Here is a 21,311-nt window from a genome sequence, read left to right as displayed (position 1 = left end):
ATCACTCCGTGTACCAAGCTGCCAACGTCTCGCGGCTGTTCGCTGCCGCCCGCTCACCGTCCACGCTCTGCCACGCCTGGAGGGTACGGCTGGCCGGCGGCACCGACACCGTGCGGATGGCCCGGCTTTTCGATGAGGCCTCTCGTGCCTGGTGGGGGGAGGCCGCCCGATTGTGGACGGAGCGCGTTCCCGCTGCCTGCGACTCGCCTGCGGCGCGCCGGCGGCTGGAGTCGGAGCTGCTCCGCCCCATCTCAGAGAGGGGCGCGCGGCTGCGGGCCGTACTGCTGGAATACGCGGACGGGCCGGCCGATCTCGTGCTCGTCGCGCACCGGGGCAGGTTGGACGCGGCGTCGTTGCGGTCGGTCGCCCAGGTTCTCACGGGTCGATCGCCGTACGACCGGTTCCGCCCTGAGGAGGCGGGCCGCGATGCCGGGATGGTCGCGAGGCGGCGAGAGCCGGGCTGTTCGGGATCCGTCGAGTGGGCCACCGGTGACTCCACGGCGGGCGACCGTACGGGCGTGGTGACCGTGGCGATCCGCGCGGCGGCGCAGGCGACCGCCACGGTGGCGGTGGCGGCCGGGCTGGTCGTGGGACGGTACGAGGACCAGCGTCATCCGGTGCTCGGCGCGCTGGCCGTCGTCCCGGGACGGCCGCCGGGAGCATTGGGGGCCTTCGACGCGGGGATGCTGCTGACGCTGGACCTTTCCGGTCAGAGGACCGCGGGAGAGCTGGTGGCCGAGAGCGGCAGGACCCTTCGCGGCGAAGGCGGCGGCCCGCAGCATGATCTGGCCGAACCCGGCGGCCGGGTGCTCGCCGGACTTCTCACCGATGAGCTGGGCCGGCTCTCCGATGAAGACACCTACCTCCCCTGCCAGGCCGCCCCGTTCCCCCTCACCATCGTGCTCGCGCGCGCCGCCGGTGGCGGTCTCCGGCTCGACGTACGCCACCGGCTCGAAGACGTGGACGAGGACTCCGCTCGCAGGTTCGCCCGCCACGTCGCCCGGGTGTACGAGCAGTTGATCGAGGCACCCGAGGATGTGGTCCCCAGCGACATCGACCTGCTGGACGAGTCCGAGCGCCGCTGGACGATCGGCCTCGGCCGCCCGAGCCGGTCGCTGGAGCGGCGGCCGGAGCGGATCGACGAGGTGTTCGCCGCCCGGGTCGCGGAGCGGCCCGGGGCCGTCGCGCTCACCTGCGAGGACCGCTCGCTGACCTACGCCGAACTGGACGAGCGCGCCGAGAGCATGGCAGCGGCCCTGCGCGGGCTGGGGGTGCGGCCGGGCGAGCGGGTGGGCCTTTGCCTGGAGCGCTCGCTCGACCTGGTGGTCACCATGCTCGCCGTGCTCAAGGCCGGTGCGGTGTACGTGCCGATGGATCCCGGCTACCCGGCCGGCCGGCTGGCGTTCATGGCGCAGGATGCCGGGCTCATCGTCGTCGTCGCTGGTGACGATTTCCCCGCCGACGAGCAGCTGAGCATCGTCACGCCCGAGCGACTCGCGGCCTACGACGGCGAAGCGGGCACGGCTGCCTCCGGCGGATCACCCGGCCCGGACGACGCCGCGTACGTCATCTATACCTCCGGCTCGACCGGGCGCCCGAAGGGCGTGCTGGTGCCGCATCGCAACGTCGTTGCCCTGCTCTCCGCCACCAAGGACGACTTCGGGCTCGGTCCCGGCGACACCTGGACGAACTTCCACTCCAGCGCTTTCGACTTCTCGGTCTGGGAGATCTGGGGAGCGCTGCTCACCGGCGCCCGGCTGGTGATCGTCCCCTACTGGGTCTCCCGGTCTCCGGATGAGTTCCACGAGTTGCTGGCGCGCGAGCAGGTCACCGTGCTCAACCAGACCCCGTCGGCGTTCACCCAGCTCATGGAGGCCGATCGGCGCAGGCGGGAGCGGCTCGCGGTCCGGCTGGTCGTGTTCGGCGGCGAGCCGCTCGACGCCCGTCCGCTGCGCGACTGGCTCGACCGATACCCGGAGGACCGCTGCCGCGTCGTCAACATGTACGGCATCACCGAGACCACCGTCCACGTGACCGCGCAGACCGTGACGCGCCGGGAAGCCATGACGGGGTCCCGGTCGGTGGGGCACCCGCTGCCCGGCTGGCACGTGTACGTCCTGGACGAGCGGGGCCGGCCGGTGCCCTGCGGCGTTCCCGGCGAGATCTATGTCGGCGGCGCGGGAGTCGCCCTGGAATACCTCGGCCGTCCCGGGCTGACGGCGCAGCGCTTCCTGCCGGACCCGTTCGGCGGAGGCCGCATGTACCGTTCCGGCGACCGGGGGCGCCTGCGGCCCGATGGCCGGCTGGAGCACCTGGGACGGCTCGACACCCAGGTCAAGGTTCGCGGCTTCCGCGTCGAACTGGACGAGATCCGCCGTGTCCTGCTCGAGGACGCCTCGGTCGCGGCGGCCGCCGTGCTGCCGCGGGCCGGCGACCTGGAGGGGGCGCGCATCGACGCGTACGTGGTGCTCGCCGACGGCGACACCACCGCGGTGCGGCGGCGGGTCGCCAGGGTGCTGCCCGAGCACATGCTGCCCGCCACGATCACGGCGCTGCCCGCGTTGCCGCTCACCGCGAACGGCAAGCTGGACGTCAGCGCACTGCCCGAGCCGGCACCCGCGCCCGCGCCGGCGGCGTCCGTGCGGGTCCCCTCGGGTGATGTCACGGAAACGCTGGCCGCGATCTGGGAGTCGGTGCTCGGCGTGCCGGTCGGCGCCGACGACAACTTCTTCGAGCTGGGCGGCAACTCGCTGCTCGCGATGCGGCTGGCGGCGGCCATCCGGGAACGGGGCCTGCCCACGCCGCCGATGCGCGAGCTGTACCTCCATCCGACGGTGAGCGGTCTCGCGCGGGTGCTCGGCCATGAGTGAGACCGGGGGACTGCTGGAATGGCTTGCCGGCCCTGACGATCCGGGGCCGTTCCCCGTCGCGGGTCCGCCCGGCCTGCGGGCTCCGGAGGTCCTGGCGGCATGGGGTGCGATCCTCTACCACCACACCGGCCGGCGGGATCTGGCCTTCCGCGTCCTGCGTGGCGGGACTGACGAGGTGGTTCGGTTCGCGATCGATCCCGGCGCGACGCTCGCCGAGCTGGGGACGTCGGTGACGCGGGCGCTCGGCGCCGCCGGACCGTACGACCCCGCTCTCGGCCCCATGCCCGTCCTCGTCCACGGGGACCCGGTCCCACCGGGGGCGCTCGCTCTCGTCCTGGACGGGGACGGACTCCGGCTGCGGCCCGGCCCAGCGAGGAACGCGGGCCTGGCCGCCCGCCACGCGGACCACCTCACCGCCGCGCTGGCCACGCCCGCGGACACCGCGATCCGCGACCTGGACCCGCTGTCGCCCGCGGAGCATGCCGAGCTCGACCGCTGGAACGACACCGCCGGCGACTACCCGGGAGACATCAGGGTAGAGCGGCTCTTCGCCGGACAGGCAGTGCGAGCGCCCGGCCATCCTGCCGTGGTGCATGGTGGCACCACTCTCACCTACGCGGACCTGCACCGCCGCAGCACGTTGCTGGCCCAGTCGGTACGGCGCGCCGGCCTGGCCTCCGGTGACCCCGTCGCCCTGCTCCTCCCCCGCGTCCCTGACCTGGTCGTCGCGGCGCTGGCCGTGCTCAAGTCGGGCGGCTGCTACCTGCCGATCGATCCCTCGACCCCGCCGGAGCGCGTCTCCTTCCTCCTCGCGGACAGCGGCGCGAGCCTAGTGATCGCCTCGAAGGATGCCGGGGCCCGGACGCGGAGCATCGCGATGGAGGCTGCGACCCGGACGCGGACCATCGCGATGGAGGACCTTGACTGGTCGGCCGAGCCGGAGCCCGAAGACCCGGCTCCCAGTGACACGTCCGCGCCCGCGTACCTGATGTACACCTCCGGAACCACCGGGCGGCCCAAGGGCGTCGCGATCCCGCACCGCGGCATCGTCCGCCTGGTGCGCGGGGTGGACTACGTACGCCTGGACCCCACCACCAGGATGGCGCAGGTCGGGGCGACCGGTTTCGACGCCTCCGTCTGGGAGATGTGGGGGGCACTGCTCAACGGCGGCACCTTGCACCTGCTCGACCGGGAGACCTTCCTCGACGCCGAGGAGCTGAGGAAGGCCCTGGCCGATCAGCGCATCACCACGGCGCTGTTCACCTCCGCGTTGTTCGGCCGGCTCGCCGACGAGGACCCGGCCTTGTTCCGGCCGCTGCGCGACCTGCTCGTCGGAGGCGACGTGCTCTCCCCCAACCACGCGAGGTCCGTGCTGCGCGCCAACCCGGGGCTACGGCTGGTGAACGCCTACGGACCGACCGAGAACGCGGTCATCTCCACCGTCCACGTCGTCGCCGAGCCGATCGGCGCGCGGGTGCCCATCGGCCGCCCCGTGCCGAATGCCAGCGCCTATGTGCTCAACCAGGATCGCCGCCCGCTGCCGATCGGCGTCCCGGGCGACCTGTACGTGGGCGGCGCCGGCATGGCCCCCGGCTACCATGGGCGCCCCGAGCTGACCAGGCAGGCCTTCGTCCCCCACCCCCTGCGGCCGGGACGGCTGCTCTACCGGACGGGCGACCGGGCCCGCCGGCTGCCCGACGGATCGATCGACTTCCTCGGCCGGACGGACCACCAGGTCAAAGTGCGGGGTTTCCGCGTCGAGCCGGGCGAGGTCGAGACGGCACTGCTGAACGCGTCCGGCGTAAGCGGCGCGGTGGTCGTGGAACGCCGTGACCCCTTCGACAGCCGGCTGTGCGCCTACGTCACGGGCAAGGAGGGCTTGCGGGAGGAAGGCGTACGTGCGGAGATCGAGCGCGTGCTGCCGCCGCACATGGTGCCCGCGCACATCGTGGTGCTGCCCGCGCTGCCGCTGACCGCCAACGGGAAGGTGGACCGGACCGCGCTTCCCGACCCGGCACGACGCGGCGGCGGGCGGGCGGCGCGGGACGAGGTGGAGCACGTCCTGGTCGAGCTGTGGGAGGACGTGCTCGGTGTCCGCGGGATCGGCGTCGACGACCCGCTCGACCGGCTCGGCGGCAGCTCGCTGACCGCGACCCGGCTGGCCGCCCTGGTCAGGCGCCGCTTCGGAGTGGAATGCCCGGTGTCGGCCGTGCTGTCCGCCGGGACGGTCTCCGCGCTGGCCCGGGCCATCCGCAGCGCGGATCGTACGGGTCCGCCCTTTGCCGGGCCGCGTCCCGGCCTGGCCGCAGGGCTGACCCCGCTGTCGCCGCAGCAGAGAGGGATCTACGTCGAGCAGCTCAAGGATCCGGCCGGCACCCAGTACAACCTGCCGATCTTCGTCGACCTGCCCGCGCCGGTGGACCCGGATCCGCTGCGCGCCGCGCTGGCCGCGCTCGCCGACCGGCACGAGATCCTCCGCACCGACATCGCCGTTGACGGCGACGGCCAGCCGCACCTGCGCGTCCGCGAACGGCTTGCCGTCACGCTCGACGAGGTGGACCTGCCGCGCTGCGCGGACCCCGACGCCTGGGCGGAGCGCTGGATCCGCCCGTTCGACCTCGCTCGGGCGCCCCTGTGGCGGGTGGCCCTGGTACGACATGACACGGGAACGCGGCTGGTCCTGGACATCCACCACCTCCTCACCGACGGTCACGCCCTGGCCCTGCTGATGTCCGAATGGGCGGCGCTGATCAGGGGCGATCGGCTGCCCGAGGTGGAGCTGCGTTACCGGGACTTCGCGCAGTGGGCGAACGGACCGGAGAAGCGGCAGCTGTCCGAGGCCCAGCGGCCCTACTGGGCCGAGACGTTCGCCCGGCCGGTCCGGCCCCTCGACCTGCCCACCGACCTGCCGAGGCCGGCGGTGCGCCGGACCGAGGGCGCCCATCTGGACTTCGAGCTCGGCGCGCGACGCAGTGACGCGATCGCGGAACTGGCCCGTGCCGAGGGGGTGACGCCCTTCCACGTGCTGCTGGCCGCGTACACCGCCTTCCTCGGGCGGGTGAGCGGCAGCGCCGACGTGACGGTCGGAACAGCGGCGTCGGGACGGCACCTGCCGGGCGTGGACCGGGCGCAGGGGATGTTCGTGAACACGCTCTGCCTGCGCACCCGGCCGGAGACCGAGCTGCCGTTCCGCGCGTACCTGCGGGCGGTGGCCGAGCATGCCACCGCCGCCGTCGATCACCAGGACCACGCCTTCGACGCCCTCGTGGCGCGGCACGAGCAGCACGACCCCGGCAGGAATCCCCTCTTCGACACCTTCTTCGCGATGCAGGACACCGGACTCCACCGCGTGGACTTCCTGGGGGGCCGGCCTCGCTGGCGGCCGGACGTCACCCGGCGCACGATCTTCGATCTCGACCTGCAGATCGAGGTCGGCGGAGCGGGGTCCGGCGGCTATGCCGCCCGGTGGGCCTACGCCACGAGCCTCTTCCTGCGGCCCACGGTGGAGCTTTTCCGCGATGAGCTGCTGGCCCTGCTGGACGCCGTGCTCGCCGAACCCGGCAGGCCGCTGGGCGAACTCGGGCCGGTGGCCGCGGCTCCGTACGACCTGTCCGAACTCGCCCTCGACTTCGACTTCTGATCCGGCTGGGAGAGCACCATGCAATCCATCGAGACCCTGGGCGGGCTCAAGGTCGCGGCCGCGCAGCGGCCCCGCGAGGGCGCGTACTGGCGCGCGGAGCTGGCGGCGCTGCCCGAGCGCGCCGGCTTCCCCGCCGACCACGCCGCGCCCTCCCGCGGCCCGCACGCCGCCGCCACGCTCGGCCTCGATCGCGCCCTGACGGATCGGCTGCTGAAGCTGGCCCGAGGTCAGGACCTCGCCCTGCGTTCCTTGCTGATCGCCGCGGTCGGTGCGCTGCTCCAGCGCTACACGGGCGGCGAGGAGGTCGTGCTGGCCACGCCCGCCATCCCGGTCCCCGGCGGTCCGCCGCCGCTGGCGTCCACGCTGCCGCTCGGGCTGCCGATCAGCCGCGACAGCACGCTGCGCGACCTGCTCGGCGAGGTCGCGACCCGGTTGCGGGCGGCGGTCGAGCATCAGGACTACCCGATCGAGCTGCTCACCGGCGACGGCCCGCTCGCCGACGTGCTCGTCGGTCCGGTGGACGACGACGCTGATCGGGCGGAGTTCCCGCTCGTCTTCACCTTCGTCCGGCAGGCGGACGACCTGGTCCTGCGGTTGTCGCACAGGATCGAGAGCCATACGGCGGACACCGCGCGGCGGCTCCTCGCGCACTGCGCCTCGCTGCTCGACCAGGCCACCGCCCATCTCGACACGCCGCTGAGCGCCCTCGACCTGCGCTCCGACGCGGACCGCGCGCTGGGCGCCGCGGTGAACGCCACGGACGTCGCCTTCGACGACACGGTACGGCTCGACGAGCTGCTCGCGCGGCGGGCCGCCGCGACTCCGGACGGCGTCGCCGTGGTGGGCGACGGCTTCCACTTCACGTACGCCGAGCTGAACGCCAGGGTCAACCGCCTGGCGCACACGTTGCGCGGTCGCGGCGTGGGCCGCGACGACCTCGTGGCGGTGCTGGCGGAGCGGTCGCCGGAGATGTACGTGGCCATCTACGCCGTGCTGCGGGCGGGGGGCGCGTACCTGCCGATCGACCCGGGTAACCCCCGGGAGCGGATCGCGTACCTCCTGCGCGACAGCGCCGCGCGCATGGTCCTCACCCAGCCCCACCTCGCCGGGCTGGCGGGCGCGGAGGCGGCGGTCCTGGACCTGACGGAGGAGGCCTCGTACGCGCCGGAGTCGACTCCCCCGCCGGTCCAGGGCACCGCTCGCGATCTGGCTTACGTGATCTACACGTCGGGTTCGACCGGTGCGCCCAAGGGCGTCCAGATCGAGCACCGCTCGGCGGTCAACCGCATCAGCTGGATGCAGAAGGCGTACCCGATCACCGCCGCCGACGTCATCATGCAGAAGACGCCCACGTCCTTCGACGTCTCGGTGTGGGAGCTGTTCTGGGGGATGCCGGCGGGCGCGGCGGTGTGCCTGCCCGAGCCGGGCGCTGAGCGGGACCCGGAAGCGCTGGTCGCCGCCATCCGGCGGCACGGCGTCACCACGATGCACTTCGTCCCGTCCATGCTCGGCGCCTTCCTCGACTTCCTGTCCGGGGCCGGCGAGCAGGACGGGACGGCCACGCTACGGCAGGTGTTCGCCAGCGGCGAGGCGCTGACCCCGCAGCAGGTCCGGCGCTTCCACGAGGTGGTCCCCTCCGCGCGCCTGGTGAACCTGTACGGGCCGACCGAGGCCACCGTGGACGTCACCCACTACGCGTGCCGGGGTGACGAGAGCAGGGTGCCGATCGGGTGGCCGATCGACAACACCCGCGTCCACGTCCTCGACGCCGGCCTGCGCCCCCAGCCGGTCGGCGTCCCCGGGGAGCTGTGCATCGCCGGTGTCCAGCTGGCCCGGGGGTATCTCGGCCGCCCGGAGCTGACCGCCGAGCGGTTCACCGCCGCCCCGCACGCCGGCGAGGAGCGCGTCTACCGCACGGGGGACCTGGCCCGCCGGCTGCCTGATGGCGCCATCGAGTTCCTGGGCCGGATGGATCACCAGGTCAAGGTGCGCGGCTACCGGATCGAGCCGGGCGAGATCGAGGAGTGCCTGCGCCGGCACGCCGGCGTGCGGGACGCCCTGGTCGTGGCTCGCGAGAAGGACGGCGCGCTCCGCGGTTATGTGCTGGCGTCCGAGCCGATCCCGGAGGACGCGCTCAAAAGCCATCTCAGAGGCGAGCTTCCTGAGTACATGGTGCCCGCCCGGCTGGTCACGCTGGAGCGCTGGCCGCTCACGCCGAACGGCAAGCTGGATCGCCGGGCGTTGCCCGAGCCGAGTGAGGCGGCCGAATACACCGCCCCGCGGACACCGCGGGAGGAGCACCTGGCCCGCATCTGGGGCGAGGTGCTCGGCCGCGAGCGGGTCGGCGTGCACGACAACTTCTTCGCGCTCGGCGGCGACTCGATCCGTTTCGTCACCGTGCTGGCCAAGTGCCGCGCTCACGGCCTGGACTTCACCTTCGAGCAGCTCTTCGAGAATCCGACGATCGACCGGCTCGCGGCGGTGGCGGCAGACACCTCGGGTGGCGCGGAGACCCGCGTGCCGGAGCCGTTCGAGCTGCTGAGACCGGAAGACCGGGCGAAGATCCCGGACGGGGTGGTGGACGCCTACCCGATGACCCAGCTCCAGGCCGGCCTGGTCTTCCAGAGCGAGTTGTCGCACTCCACCGTCGAATATCACGACATCATCAGCTACACGATCCAGAGCGCGTTCGACGCCGAGCGGTTCGAACAGGCGGTGCGGATTCTCGTCGCGCGGAACCCCATCTTCCGCACCAGTTACCAGCTCACGGGCTACAGCGAGTACCTGCAGTTCGTCCACCAGGATGCGCCTGCTCCGCTCTTCGTCGCCGACCTGCGCGGCAAGACCGAACAGGAGCAGGACGCCTGGTACCGGGCGTGGGTCGAGCGGGAGAAGTCCCACCGCTTCGTCTGGACGGAGCCCGGCCTGGTCCGGCTGCACGTGCACGTGCTCGGCGACGACCTGTTCCGCTACACGCTCAGCCAGCACAACTCGGCGCTCGACGGCTGGAGCATCACGCTGGTGCACACCACGTTGTTCGACATCTACCACCGGCTCGTGGAAGGCCGCCCGCTGCCCGGCGCCCTGCCGGGCAATCATGTGCGCGACTACATCGCGCTGGAACGCCGCTCGCTGGAAGCCGAGGAGCACCGCTCGTACTGGGGCCGGCTGCTGGCCGGAGGCAGCTTCACCGAGCTGCCGAGGACCAGGGACGCGGCCGAGCCTGACGTCTTTCCCGTGGTGTTCCACGAGGTGGAGTTCCCGCGCGGGCTGTCCGACCGGATCGTGGCGCTGGCCGACACGCTGGCCGTGCCGGTCAAGAACGTCGCGCTGGCCGCGCATCTCAAGGTGCTCTCGCTGGTCGCCGGCGAGCGCGACGTCGTGACCGGTTACGAGCACAGCGGCCGGCCGGAGACCCACGGCGCCACCGAGGCGATCGGCCTGTTCCTCAACACGGTGCCCTTCCGCACCCGCCTCGAAGAGGGCTCCTGGGCGGACCTGGTGCGCCAGGTCTACCGCTCCGAGGTCGAGTTGCTGCCGGCGCGGCGCTATCCGATGGCGCAGATGAAGCGCGACCTGGGAATCCAGGACCCGCTGTTCGAGACCGCCTTCAACTTCACCCATTTCTACCTGCTCAGGCAGCTCGAGGCACGCGAGGGTTTCGCGCTGCTCGACGTGCGGGCGAACTCGGAGACGGAATTCGTGCTGCGTGCCGAGTTCTCCAGGCACTTCATCACCGACGAGGTGCGGCTGAGCCTGCACTATCACGCCCACCTGTTCGAGCCCTGGCAGGTGGCCAGGATGGGCGCCTACTACACGGCCGCGTTCGAGGCGATGACCGCCGTTCCCGACACCCCGCATCATCTCGCCGACCTGCTGCCCGCCGAAGAGAGCGCGGCCCTGGCCACCGCCGAGCGGGCCGAAGCGCTCCCGGCGGAGGCGGCCGGGCTCGTCTCCGACCCCGTCCGGCCGTTCCACCCGCGGGTCGTGGACGACTACGGCCTGCGGGCGCCCTTCGCCACGCCGGGTCAGGTCGTTCTCGTCGCGGCCGATGACGAGAACGTCACGGTCCCCACCGGCCGGTACGCCCGTCGCATGCCCGGCGGCCTGGAGCTCCTTCCGGAGCGTCCGCGCCGGACGTTCCACCGGCCCCGCAAGCCGAGCGCCTCCGGCGGGGCCCCGCGCCCAGAGGGGCCGGTGCAGCTCCGCATCGCGCAGGCGTGGTCCAGGGTTCTCGACGTGCCACTGGAGAGCATCACGCTCGACGGCAACTTCTTCGAGCTCGGCGGCGGCTCCCTGGCCGCGATGCGGGTGGTGATGGAGTTGGACGGCCTCGTGTCGCTCACCGACCTGATGCGGAACTCCACCCTCGGGCCGCTGTCCGCGGTGGCCCAGACCCGGCTGGACGAGGGCGCCCGGACGGATCAGGGCCTGCTCCGAGCCCTGTCGGAGAACCCGGGCGACGCCCGGTGCGCCCTGGTCTGCCTCCCCTACGCCGGCGGCACGGCCATCAACTTCGAACCGCTGGCCGCCGCCCTCGGCGAGGCGGACGACATCGCCGTCTACGGCGTCGAACTCCCCGGGCACGACGCCGGGCATCCCGGCGAGCCCCTGGTGTCCGTACGGGAGGCCGCCCGGCTGCTGGCGGACGAGATCCGCACCACGATCGCCGGGGACGTGCTGCTCTGGGGCCACTGTGTGGGTTCGGCACTGGCCGTGGAGACGGCGCGCCTGATGGAGGCGGCAGGCAACCCGCCGCTGCACGTCGTCGTCGCCGGCAAGCTCCTTCACGACGCCCGCACCACACGCGAGGCCGTGCGCCAGGCGGACACGATGAGCGACGACGACATCCTGGCCTGGCTGGCTGGCGTGACCGAACTGGGCCCGCTCACGCCGGACCAGGCGGCCTTCGTGGCGAGAGTGTTCAGGCACGACTCCCGCTCCGCCAACGACTACCTGCTCGCGCAGGCCGAAGGCGGGGCCGGGACCAGGCTCGGCGTCCCCCTCACGGCCGTTTACGCCACCGACGACCCGCTCACTCCGGACTACGACTCCCGCTACGCGGACTGGTCGTTGTTCTCCGCCGCACCCCGGCTCGCGGAAGTCGGCCCGGCCGGCCACTACTTCTGCAGCACGGCGCCGCACGCCGTGGCCGACCTGGTGCGCTCGCTATGGAAGGAAGAGCACTGAGATGTCTACCGCCCCACCATCCGAGGCGTTGACGCCGTCCCGGCAATTCCTGGCCGGGGCCAGGAGCACGATGCCCTTCCTCGCCTCCGCCATTCCCATGGGCATCGCGGGAGGCGTGCTCGGCTTGTCCAGCGGGCTGTCCGAGTTCGAGACCCTGGCTCTGGCGATGGCCGTGAACTCCGGCACCGCACAGTTCGTCGGCTTCGCGCTGATAGCCGATGGCACGAGCTGGCCCGCGATCGTTCTGACCACGGCCATCCTGGGCCTGCGGATGCTGCTGTACTCCACGATCCTGATCCCGTACGTCAAAGAGGTCCCTCAGCGCTGGCGGGTGGTCCTCGGCTTCGGGCTGATCGACGAGGTCTTCTTCGTGGCTATCGAACGCCTGCGCAAGGGCGAGCTGACCCACAGCAAGCACCTGTTCTTCCTCGGGGCGTCGGCGATGCTGTACGTCACGTGGATGCTGTCCACGGTGGTCGGCATGTCGCTCGGGTCCGCCGTGCCGGACGTGGAGAAGCTCGGCCTGGACTTCCCGGTGGTCGGCATGTTCGTCGCCATGCTCGCGATCGGGCTGGTGAACTGGCGAGTCGGCGCCGCCATCTGCTCCGCGGGAGTGACCGTCATGGTGGCGCAGGGCCTGCCGTACAACCTCGGCGTGGTTCTGGCCGCGGTCGTCGGCGCGGCGGTCGGGGCCGGGTGCGAGCGCTGGACGAAGAGCAACGCCGAGGTCAAGGAGAACGCGCGATGAACATGACACTGCTGATCATCGGCATGGGGCTGGTCAGTTTCCTGCCCCGGTATCTACCCCTGGCGGTCCTCGCAGACCGGGAGATGCCACCGCTGGTGGAGACCCTGCTGAGATACACCCCGCCGGCGGTACTCGCCGCGCTGGTGTTCCCGGCCATTCTCGCGCCGTCGGGAAAGGGCATCGAGGTGACGCTGGCGAATCCTTATCTGATCGGGGGCGTGGTCACCTTCGCAGCGGGCCTGATTTCGAAAAGATTTCTGCTCTCCACGTCGATCGGCATTGCGGCGTTCTATTTGAGCCGCTGGCTTATCGGCTGAGGGAGTCGCCTTGCGCGCAGCGATTGGCGACTGACCTTTTTGGAACGGTACAATCATCGATGTGACCTGGTCTTATGTAGTTGAAGATGGCATTATCGGAGCGCTTGCGGCGAAGCGGTATGCATGCTTACCACTTTGTGCACTAAATGCGCTAAACCCTTGCGGGCATACCAGAACCTGATTAATGTGGGGACCCATGTCCACCCCCCTGACCGTGGAAACAGAGTCGCGTTCGCTGAGAGCGACCATGCGCGTTCTGAATGGCATTGAGCGCGCCGGAAACAAACTCCCCCATCCGTTCTGGCTGTTCATCATCCTGAGCGCCTTCCTCATGGTGCTGAGCTGGGTGCTGGCGGCCATGAACGTCTCGGCGGTCAACCCCGCCGACGGCAAGCCCGTCGTCGCCCAGAACCTGCTCTCAGCCGAGGGCGCCGCGATGATCCTCGGTGACGCCATCACCAACTTCGCCGAATTTCCCGCGCTGGGCACGGTCCTGGTGGTCATGCTCGGCGTGGCCGTGGCCGACAGGTCCGGGCTGCTGGCCGCCGTGCTCAGGCGCGGCATCTCGCGTGTGCCGGCGCGGTGGGTGACCTTCGCGCTCGCTTTCACCGGCATGATCTCCCACGCGGCCGCCGACTCGGCGTACATCGTGCTGATCCCGCTGGGCGGGCTGGCCTTCTACGCGGTCGGCCGCAACCCGATCATCGGCGTGATCGTGGCCTACGTCTCGGTCGCGGCCGGCTTCGACGCCAGCCCCGTGGTCACCCCGACCGACGTCATCCTGGGCGGCATCACCACCGAGGCCGCGCACACCGTCGACCCCAGTGTCACCGTCACGCCGCTGGCCAACTACTTCTTCTCCCTCGGCTCCTCGTTCGTGCTCGCCGCCATCATCACGCTGGTGACGGAGACCCTCCTGACCAAGCGGGCGAAGAGCATGCCGATCGACGACGACGCCGAGGTCGGCGACCTGGGCGACCTTAGCCTGTCCGACCAGGAGCGGCGCGGTCTGCGCTGGTCCGGCATCGCGCTGATCGTGATCGCCGCGCTGGTCGCGCTGGCCATCGTCCCGTCCAACTCGCCGCTGCGCGACGAGAAGGGCGACCTGGCACTCGGCCCGCTGCTCGGTGCGGTGGCCCTCCTGATCGGCCTCGCCTTCTGCGTCGTCGGCATCATCTACGGGCGCACCGTCGGCACCATCAAGCAGAGCAGCGACGTGCCCAACTTCATGGCGCACGGTATGAAGGAGATGGCCCCGGTCATCGTGCTGTTCTTCGCCATCTCGCAGTTCCTGGCCTACTTCAAGTGGACCAACATCGGCACGATCCTCGCGGTCAAGGGCGCCGACCTGCTCAAGGCAGCCGGGATCAACGGCCCAGTGGTCTTCCTCGGCATCCTGCTCATCGTCACGATCATCAACCTGCTGATCACCAGCGGCTCCGCCCAGTGGGCGCTGGTCGGCCCGGTGTTCGTGCCGATGCTGATGCTGCTGGACATCCCGGCGGAGACCACCCAGGCGGTCTACCGCATCGCCGACTCCTGCACCAACGCGCTGTCGCCGATGAGCCCCTACTTCGTGCTGGTGCTCGGGTTCGTCCAGCGCTACCGCAAGTCCGCCGGCATCGGCACCCTGATGGCCCTCGTCCTGCCCCTGTGCCTGGTAATGCTCGTCACCTGGACGCTGTTCTTCTTCGCGTGGTGGGCGCTCGGCATTCCCCTCGGACCGGGCGTTCCCGTCCGGTAATCCCTCTAGATTAAGGATCCTTCAGTGACACCGGCTCCCATGTGGACCCACCAGGCCCTTCCCACCATGCTCGGCGACCTGCGCAGGCTCGTCGAGCTGGAGAGCCCGAGCGATGACAAGCCACTGCTCGACCGGGCGATCTCCGAGATCGGAGACTGGGCCGCCGACCGCATCGGGCAGCCGGACCGGCTCCACCGCCACGACGGCGGGAGCCATGGCGACGTGCTGGAGCTGACCTACCACGGCACGGCCCCCGGCTTCGTCCTGCTGGTCGGCCACTACGACACCGTATGGCCGGTCGGCACCCTCGCTGGCTGGCCGTGGCAGATCAGCGACGGCGTCATCAGCGCGCCCGGCGTCTTCGACATGAAGACCGGCCTGGTCCAGGCGGTCTGGGCGGTGCGCGGCCTGCGGGAGCTCGGGCTCCCGCACCCGTCCGTCCGCCTGATCTTCAACGGCGACGAGGAGATCGGCAGCCCGGCCTCCCGCGAACGGATCGAGGCGGCCAGCGAGGGCGCGCTGGCCAGCCTGGTCTTCGAGGGTGCCGTGGACGGGGCGGTGAAGACCGCCAGAAAAGGCGTCGGGATCTTCTACGTGACCACCACGGGCGTCGAGGCGCACGCCGGCCTCGATCCCACCGCCGGGGCCAGCGCCGTTCACGCCCTGGCCGCGCTGGTCACCCACATCACCACGCTGGGCGCGCCCGAACGCGGCACGACCGTCAACGTCGGCCTCATCAGCGGCGGCACCGGCACCAACGTCACCGCGGGCCAGGCCACGTGCGGCATCGACGTGCGCGTCTCGGACCCGGCAGAGATGGCCCGCGTCGACGCCGCGCTGGCCGAGTTGCGCTCACCGGACCCGCGCGTTTCCGTCGCGCTCACCGGCGGGTGGAACCGGCCTCCCATGACCCCCAACCCCGCCTCGGAAGATCTGTTCGCCAGGGCGTACAAGGCGGCCATCGAACAGGGCTTGGACCTGCGCCAGGCAGGCGTGGGCGGCGCCAGCGACGCCAACTTCGTCTCCGCGCTCGGCCGGCCCGTGCTGGACGGGCTCGGGCCTGTCGGAGCGGGCTCCCACTCCCGCTCGGAGCACGCCATCGTCGATCACATTCCGGAACGCACAGCGCTCACCATGGGCATCATTTCCAGCTTCGCCGACGAGATGGGCATCCCGTCTGCCCGGCCGCGTCCCTCCTCCAGCTAGGCGGGCCCGCTGCGCCAGTCGTGTTTGACCAGCAGGTTGCGGGCGTCGTCGGCGACCTGCGCATCGGCCACCACGTCGTAGCGGTCGGCCACGATGGACTGACGGAAGACGACGCCGTGGTTGCTGCCGCGCGTGCCCAGGTGGGTCATCAGGCCGAACGACGCTCCGAAGATCGCGCCGTACAGCATGCCCCCGAGCATCAACGGCAGCGCCTGTCCTTGCTCGCCGACGAACAGCGACATGAACAGGCCGACCAGCAGACCGAACCAGACGCCGGTGGCCGCTCCGGCCCCGGCGGCCCGCAGCGCGGTGGCGCGGCCCAGAACCGTGTCCACCTGGCGCAGGCCGTGGCCGACGATGCCGGCGCGCTCCACGGGAAAACCGTTGCCGGCGAGGAAGCCGACGGCCTTCTGCGCCTGCTCCGCCGTGGCGTAGGTGCCGACCACCGGCCGGTCCTCGACGTTCGGCAGGATGACCGTCGGGGCCGTCTTGAACATGGTGATCCGCCTCCTTCCTCCGGCGCGCGTGACGGAGCCTCACCCGTCACGCGCGCCGTCAGGGATCACTGTGAGATCGACCTGGTGTCGCCCTTGGCGATCTCGACCTTGCGCGGCTTGACGGTCTCCGCCACCGGTATGCGCACGGCGAGCACGCCGTTGTCGTACGCGGCCTGGATCCCCTCAGCGTCCAGGCGCTCCGGCAGGTAGACCTGCCGCGTGAACATGCCGGTCGGGCGCTCCTGGACGAACACGCGGTCGCCCTCGCCGTAGGACTCCTCCCGCTTGGCGCTCACCAGCAGGACGCCTCGATCGACCTCGACCTCGAGGGAGTCGGGCTCGATGCCGGGAACGTCGAAGCGGAGCAGGATCTCGTCCGGGCGGCGGATGGCGTCCATCGGCATCGTCGCCGCGGCGCTGCTGAGGAGCTGGCCGGTCAGGCGGTCGAACTGCCGCTCGAACTCGCGCATGAGCGAGTCGATCGAGGTGACCATACTCACCACCTCCAAGTCAAGCTCTATAAAATATATAACTCGATTTGGAGGTTTTGTCAAACAGCCGACAGGCCACAGAGGCCGCCGTCCGCCGGACCCGCCTGCTTGCACTCTGCTAGCATTGCGTGTATGGCAACCCTCTACATTCGCGATGTCCCCGAGCCGGTCGCCGAGTCGTTGAAAGAGCGCGCAGCCGAGGCAGGGATGTCCCTCTCGGCGTACGTCGCGAGGGAGCTAGCGGATATCGCGACCCGCCCCACCAATGCCGAGATAGTCAAGCGACTGAAGGCGAAAGATCGCTCCCAGGGCCCCTCGACCGCTGACATCCTTGAAGCTGTCGCGGAGGGCAGGCAGTGATCGTCATTGATTCGTCAGCAATGGTCGAGGCTCTGGCCGGACGCGAGGCGGACACAGAGCTCCTCGACGCCCTTCAGGCGAGCGTCCATGCCCCGCACCTGCTCGATGTGGAGGTCCTTTCGACGCTTCGCGGGCTTGCCTTGGGCGGCAAGCTGACCACGATCGCGGCCGAGCAGGCACGAGCCGACTACCTTGCCCTCAACATCGCCCGTTACGAGGTCAAGGGCATCGCGGATCGGGTCTGGGAGTTGCGGCACAACTACACCGCCTACGACGCCTCTTATCTCGCGCTAGCCGAGGCGCTTGAGGCTCCGCTCTACACCTGTGGCGGCAAGCTGGTAGGAAGCGGACATAACGCCGATGTGCAGGTGTTTCCGCGCAGTTGACCTTGGTTTGGACGCCGCGACCTACGGCGCTGAGGCCGCCCGTTCCGGCTTCCTGAGCACTTCGGTCAGGGCCGAGATGCTGTGCTCGCCATGGCCTGCCTCCACGGCCCGTCTCACCAGGTCATGGAGGGGCTCCTGCCAGGCCACGTCGACGTTGGCCTCCCGGCCGAGCTCCGCGTCGTAGGCGGCTCCCTCGAGGAAGAGGTTGACGCTGGACTGGGGCTGGGAATAGTCGCCGCTGTCGATCTCCCGGGCATATTCGGGGAGCAGGGCGGCGATCATCTCCAGCCACTTGACGGTGAACCGCACCAGGCTGCCCGCCTCCAGCCCGCGAGCCTGGACGGCGGCGGCGCCCTGGAAGAAGCCGACGAGCGCCGGCAGCAGGGTGGCGCCCACCGCCATCTCGTACAGCGCGGCGAGATCCGGCTCCGCGCCGAGATGGACGGTGTCGCCGCCCATGACCTTCAGCGTCGCCAGGTGCTCGTCGAACACCGTCTTGTCGCCGCCGTAGTAGAGCAGGGTGTCGGGCGCTCCCACGGCCGACGGCACGTTCTTGATCGCCCCGTCGAGGAACCGGGCGCCGTGGCCGGCCGCCCAGGCGGCCATCTCGCGGGCGCCGGCCGGGGAGCCGCTGTTCAAGGTGACCAGGGCCCGGCCTGCCAGGGTCGCGGCGGCCGGTTCCAGGGCTCGGCGGGTGGCGTCGTACCCCGTCAGGCAGGCGATGACCAGCGGGCTCGCCGCCACCGCGGCCTCGATCGCGCCGGCATGGGTGGCGCCCTTGGCGACGAGAGGGGCGGCCTTCGCCGCGGTCCGGTTCCACACGGTGGTCGGGTGCCCGGCCTCGACGAACGCCTCGGCCAACGCCGTGCCCATCGAGCCAAGCCCGATGACGGTTACAGGTGTCATTGCATGCTCCAGTCATAGAGAGGTGAGACCGGTCCATGCTGGAGCTCTTACTGTCATTCGCTCAAGTACCTACAATTTTGCCGGGTACTGACAGAAATGTAGGTGAGAGTGGTGATCATCGATGAGAAAACGGACCTTCACCTGCGGGCTCGACGCCGCCATCGCCGTCATGGGAGGCAAGTGGAAAGGGCTGATCCTGTTCGCGCTCCAGGACGGGCCCCTGCGGTTCGGGGAGCTGCGGCGGGCGGTGCCCGGCATCAGCGAGCGGGTGCTGATCCTGCAACTCCGGGAGATGGAGACGGCCGGCCTGCTGCACCGCGAGGTCTATCACCAGGTCCCGCCCAAGGTCGAATACTCGCTCACCGACTTCGGCCACACTCTCAACACCGCGATGGCACCGCTCGGGGAATGGGGTGAAGAGCACATCGAGCGCATCGAGTCCATCCCCTGGGAGCAGGTCCGGCCCTGATCGCTATCGCTTCAGTACGTCCACCAGACTCGTGAGGCTGTCCTGGCCGTGGCCCGCGGCGAGGCCCCGGCGGAAGATCTCCAGGATGGCCGCCGGCAGGGAGGCGTCCACGCCGGACGCCCGCGCCGTGTGGACGACGTGCTCCATGCTCGCCACGCCCATCGACAGCCGCTCGACGTCCCCCTCGTGCTGGCCGGCGGCGATGCGCGGGGCGTAGAACTCCAGGAAATACCGGAAGTCCATGGTCTTGACGGCGTGCGGCAGGAACCGCTCGGCCGAGATCCCGTTGGCCTCGGCCACAGCCTGGCCGTGCAGGTAGCCCACCAGTCCCGTCCAGAACATGTCGATCCCGATCTGGTAGTACAGCGCCGCCAGGCCCGGGTCCTCGCCGAGGTAGTCGATCCCGGTCAGCACCTCCAGTGCAATCCGGTGCGCCTCGATCGCGTCCTTCGGGCCGCTGTAGTAGGTCTCGGCTCCCGGCGTGCCGATGCCCGGGGGCGGCACCTGAACGCCGCCGGTGATCTGCACGGCGCCGCGCTCGGCCAGCCAGGCCGCCGCCTCGCGGGCCCTGCCGGGGGTGTCGGAGGTCAGGTTGGCCACCGTGCGGCCGGCCAGGGCGGCGGATGGGGCCTGCTCCAGGATGGCGTACATCGCGTCGTAGTCGACCAGGCTCAGCACCACCAGGTCGGCGGCGGTCAGCGCGGCCTCGACGGACGGCGCACGCTCGGCGCCCCGGGCCACCAGTTCATCGGCCCGCTGCGGCGTGCGGTTCCACACCGTCACGTCGTAGCCGCTGCTCAGGTAGGCGCCGGCCATCGCCTGCCCCATGGGACCGAGGCCGATCACGGTAACGGACTTCATCACGTCTCCTCAACGACTAGAACGAACGCTCTATCTAGAGCCAGGAGGCTAGCACACCGCTAGAACGAACGCTCTACCCAATATGCTGTGAGCCATGGAGACCATCGGCACCCGGGAGCGGATCGTCCGGACGACGTCCCGGCTGATGCAGCGGCAGGGATATGAGGCGACCGGCCTCAAGCAGATCTCGCAGGAGTCCAAGGCCACGCTCGGCTCGGTCTACCACTTCTTCCCCGGCGGGAAGAAGGAGCTGGCGGTCGAGGCGGTCCGGCACGGGGACAGGGAGTTCGCCGAGTTCCTGCGCACGGCCTTCGCCCAGGTCGACGACCCGGCCGCGGCGATCATCGCCTGCACCCGCGACCTGGCGGCGGGCCTGCGTGACTCCGGCTGGCTGGACGGCTGCCCGGTCACCACCGCGGCACTGGAGAGCGCGGGACGGGTCCCGGAGATCCAGCGGGCCGCCGAGGAGGCGTACGAGAACTGGCGCACCCTCGTCCGCGACAAGCTCCGCCGATCCGGCTTCGCCGAGGACGTCGCGCACGATCTCGCCCACACGGTGATCAACACGTTGGAGGGCGCGGAGATGTCGGCGCAGGTCTCGGAGAGCGAGGCGCCGCTGGAGATCGCCGGCCGGCACCTCGCCCGGCTCATCGACTCCTACCGATGACCCCGGGCTGACGGTTACTAAACTGCGGATCATGGAAGCGGACAATCCGGACTCTCGTAGCGCCGGGCGGTACCTCTGGTGGCTGGTCCGCAGCCAGTGGCGCCGCTGCGCCGTCGGCGCGGTGCTGGGGACGGCGTGGATGGTGGGGCCTGACGTTGCCGCCATACCTGCTGTCGCGGGCCATCGCGCACCGGCTGCAGACGGCCCGGGACGCCGATCGGGTGGCCGTCATGGAGGATGGGCGTGTGGTCGAGGTCGGCGGTCACGAGGAGCTGGTGGCGACCGGGGGGACGCGGCGCTCTGGGCCTCTTGGCATGGGGAGCGGGCGAACTCCCCATAAGGCCTGTGCAACGAGGTCTGATAGCCGCCAGCACGGCGTCCCCGACCTCACGACGCTGGAGGCCATGACCAGTGAAGACATGGCAGGCGGAGCGCGGGACGACGCCTGGGCGGTAATGGAGAAGTTCTATGCGGCCGAGGCCGCGTACGTGGCCGCGGGCGGATACGGCCAGGCCGACTACGGTGAGGTCGCGGCTTACCTGGATCCCGAGGTCGTCCTGCATCAGGCTCCCGGGTTGCCGTTCACGGGGACCGGGACGTGGCGCGGTCATGACGGCATGGAGCAGTTCCTGGCGGCGTTCAGCGAGACCTGGGAGTCGATGGAGTTCCTGGAGCAGGAGCATTGGGGGTATGGGGACACTGTCGTGGTGCGCAACCGGGTGTGTTTCCGCTCCCGCGCCACCGGCCGGGAAGTCGACGCGCTGATCCTGCAGCTGATCCGGGTGAGGAATGGGCGCATGCTCGAATGCCGCCCGTTCTACTGGGACCCCGCCGCCATCACCGCCGTCTGCGGGTAGCACGGGCGTCATACAAGTCAGGGGTGCGGGCGTCGCGGGCATGGGGAGCGGCGCGTGGGAGATTCCGTGAAGAGCGGGCTCGGGATGTAGGCGAGGGCCCGG

16 protein-coding genes are annotated in these 21,311 nt (G+C 70.7%); 12 read left to right on the top strand and 4 right to left on the bottom strand.

The annotated features are described in order from the left end of the window. Nucleotides 1–8: 8 nt before the first annotated feature. The 7 genes from ACTMTI_RS40415 to ACTMTI_RS40385 all read left to right on the top strand — a co-directional run bounded on the left by ACTMTI_RS40415 (nt 9) and on the right by ACTMTI_RS40385 (nt 15,715). Nucleotides 9–2,870, top strand: a complete 2,862-nt coding sequence (locus ACTMTI_RS40415; protein WP_441126065.1) for an amino acid adenylation domain-containing protein — start codon at nt 9–11, stop codon at nt 2,868–2,870. Continuing rightward, nucleotides 2,863–6,510 (top strand): amino acid adenylation domain-containing protein, encoded by a 3,648-nt coding sequence (locus tag ACTMTI_RS40410; RefSeq protein ID WP_441126064.1) that lies wholly within the window; start codon nt 2,863–2,865, stop codon nt 6,508–6,510. Before ACTMTI_RS40415 ends, ACTMTI_RS40410 begins: the two co-directional genes overlap by 8 nt. An 18-nt stretch (nt 6,511–6,528) precedes the next feature. Beyond that, nucleotides 6,529–11,700: an amino acid adenylation domain-containing protein gene (locus ACTMTI_RS40405; protein WP_441126063.1), complete on the top strand. Its 5,172-nt coding sequence runs from the start codon at nt 6,529–6,531 to the stop codon at nt 11,698–11,700. Between the two features lies 1 nt (nt 11,701). Beyond that, the gene (locus ACTMTI_RS40400; RefSeq protein WP_441126062.1) at nt 11,702–12,448 is read left to right on the top strand and encodes an AzlC family ABC transporter permease; all 747 of its coding nucleotides are present in this window, start codon (nt 11,702–11,704) and stop codon (nt 12,446–12,448) included. Further along, entirely contained in the window at nt 12,445–12,765 is a 321-nt protein-coding gene (locus ACTMTI_RS40395) for an AzlD domain-containing protein (RefSeq protein WP_441126061.1), read from the top strand. Before ACTMTI_RS40400 ends, ACTMTI_RS40395 begins: the two co-directional genes overlap by 4 nt. Before the next feature lie 247 nt (nt 12,766–13,012). After that, a complete protein-coding gene (locus tag ACTMTI_RS40390; RefSeq protein ID WP_441126060.1) occupies nt 13,013–14,509 on the top strand; it encodes an AbgT family transporter in 1,497 nt (498 codons plus the stop codon). Between the two features lie 24 nt (nt 14,510–14,533). After that, nucleotides 14,534–15,715, top strand: coding sequence for a M20 family metallopeptidase (locus tag ACTMTI_RS40385; RefSeq protein ID WP_441126059.1), 1,182 nt, complete (start codon nt 14,534–14,536; stop codon nt 15,713–15,715). On the opposite strand, the gene ACTMTI_RS40380 is transcribed toward ACTMTI_RS40385, so the two are convergent. After that, nucleotides 15,712–16,212, bottom strand: coding sequence for a general stress protein (locus tag ACTMTI_RS40380; RefSeq protein ID WP_441126058.1), 501 nt, complete (start codon nt 16,210–16,212; stop codon nt 15,712–15,714). The two genes, ACTMTI_RS40385 and ACTMTI_RS40380, sit on opposite strands and share 4 nt — an antisense overlap. A gap of 65 nt (nt 16,213–16,277) precedes the next feature. Then, nucleotides 16,278–16,706: an Hsp20/alpha crystallin family protein gene (locus tag ACTMTI_RS40375; RefSeq protein WP_441126057.1), complete on the bottom strand. Its 429-nt coding sequence runs from the start codon at nt 16,704–16,706 to the stop codon at nt 16,278–16,280. Between the two features lie 129 nt (nt 16,707–16,835). Here ACTMTI_RS40375 and ACTMTI_RS40370 point away from each other — a divergent pair, with 129 nt between their 5' ends. Beyond that, the gene (locus tag ACTMTI_RS40370) at nt 16,836–17,063 is read left to right on the top strand and encodes a FitA-like ribbon-helix-helix domain-containing protein (RefSeq protein ID WP_441126056.1); all 228 of its coding nucleotides are present in this window, start codon (nt 16,836–16,838) and stop codon (nt 17,061–17,063) included. Then, a complete protein-coding gene (locus ACTMTI_RS40365) occupies nt 17,060–17,449 on the top strand; it encodes a type II toxin-antitoxin system VapC family toxin (RefSeq protein ID WP_441126055.1) in 390 nt (129 codons plus the stop codon). Before ACTMTI_RS40370 ends, ACTMTI_RS40365 begins: the two co-directional genes overlap by 4 nt. Nucleotides 17,450–17,470: 21 nt before the next feature. Here the strand turns inward: ACTMTI_RS40365 and ACTMTI_RS40360 are convergent, their stop codons facing one another. Further along, on the bottom strand, nt 17,471–18,355 hold the full coding sequence (locus ACTMTI_RS40360; RefSeq protein ID WP_441126054.1) for an NAD(P)-dependent oxidoreductase: 885 nt from the start codon (nt 18,353–18,355) through the stop codon (nt 17,471–17,473). 121 nt (nt 18,356–18,476) lie between these two features. Between ACTMTI_RS40360 and ACTMTI_RS40355 the strand changes: the two genes are divergently transcribed. Further along, nucleotides 18,477–18,824, top strand: coding sequence for a winged helix-turn-helix transcriptional regulator (locus tag ACTMTI_RS40355; protein WP_441126053.1), 348 nt, complete (start codon nt 18,477–18,479; stop codon nt 18,822–18,824). A 3-nt stretch (nt 18,825–18,827) separates the two neighbouring features. Here ACTMTI_RS40355 and ACTMTI_RS40350 read toward each other — a convergent pair whose 3' ends face one another. Then, nucleotides 18,828–19,685 carry an NAD(P)-dependent oxidoreductase gene (locus ACTMTI_RS40350; protein ID WP_441126052.1) on the bottom strand — a complete coding sequence of 286 codons (858 nt, stop codon included), beginning with the start codon at nt 19,683–19,685 and terminating at the stop codon, nt 18,828–18,830. 94 nt (nt 19,686–19,779) lie between these two features. Between ACTMTI_RS40350 and ACTMTI_RS40345 the strand changes: the two genes are divergently transcribed. Both ACTMTI_RS40345 and ACTMTI_RS40340 read left to right on the top strand, forming a co-directional pair. Further along, a complete protein-coding gene (locus ACTMTI_RS40345; protein WP_441126051.1) occupies nt 19,780–20,352 on the top strand; it encodes a TetR/AcrR family transcriptional regulator in 573 nt (190 codons plus the stop codon). 404 nt (nt 20,353–20,756) lie between these two features. Further along, complete coding sequence (locus ACTMTI_RS40340) at nt 20,757–21,209, top strand: nuclear transport factor 2 family protein (protein ID WP_441126050.1); 453 nt, start codon at nt 20,757–20,759, stop codon at nt 21,207–21,209. The last annotated feature ends 102 nt before the right edge of the window (nt 21,210–21,311 follow it).

It is taken from the genome of Nonomuraea sp. H19 (genome assembly GCF_052068215.1).
Classification (GTDB): Bacteria; Actinomycetota; Actinomycetes; order Streptosporangiales; family Streptosporangiaceae; genus Nonomuraea.
Note: the sequence above shows the minus strand (reverse complement) of the source record. Positions and strands in the feature narration are given on the sequence as shown.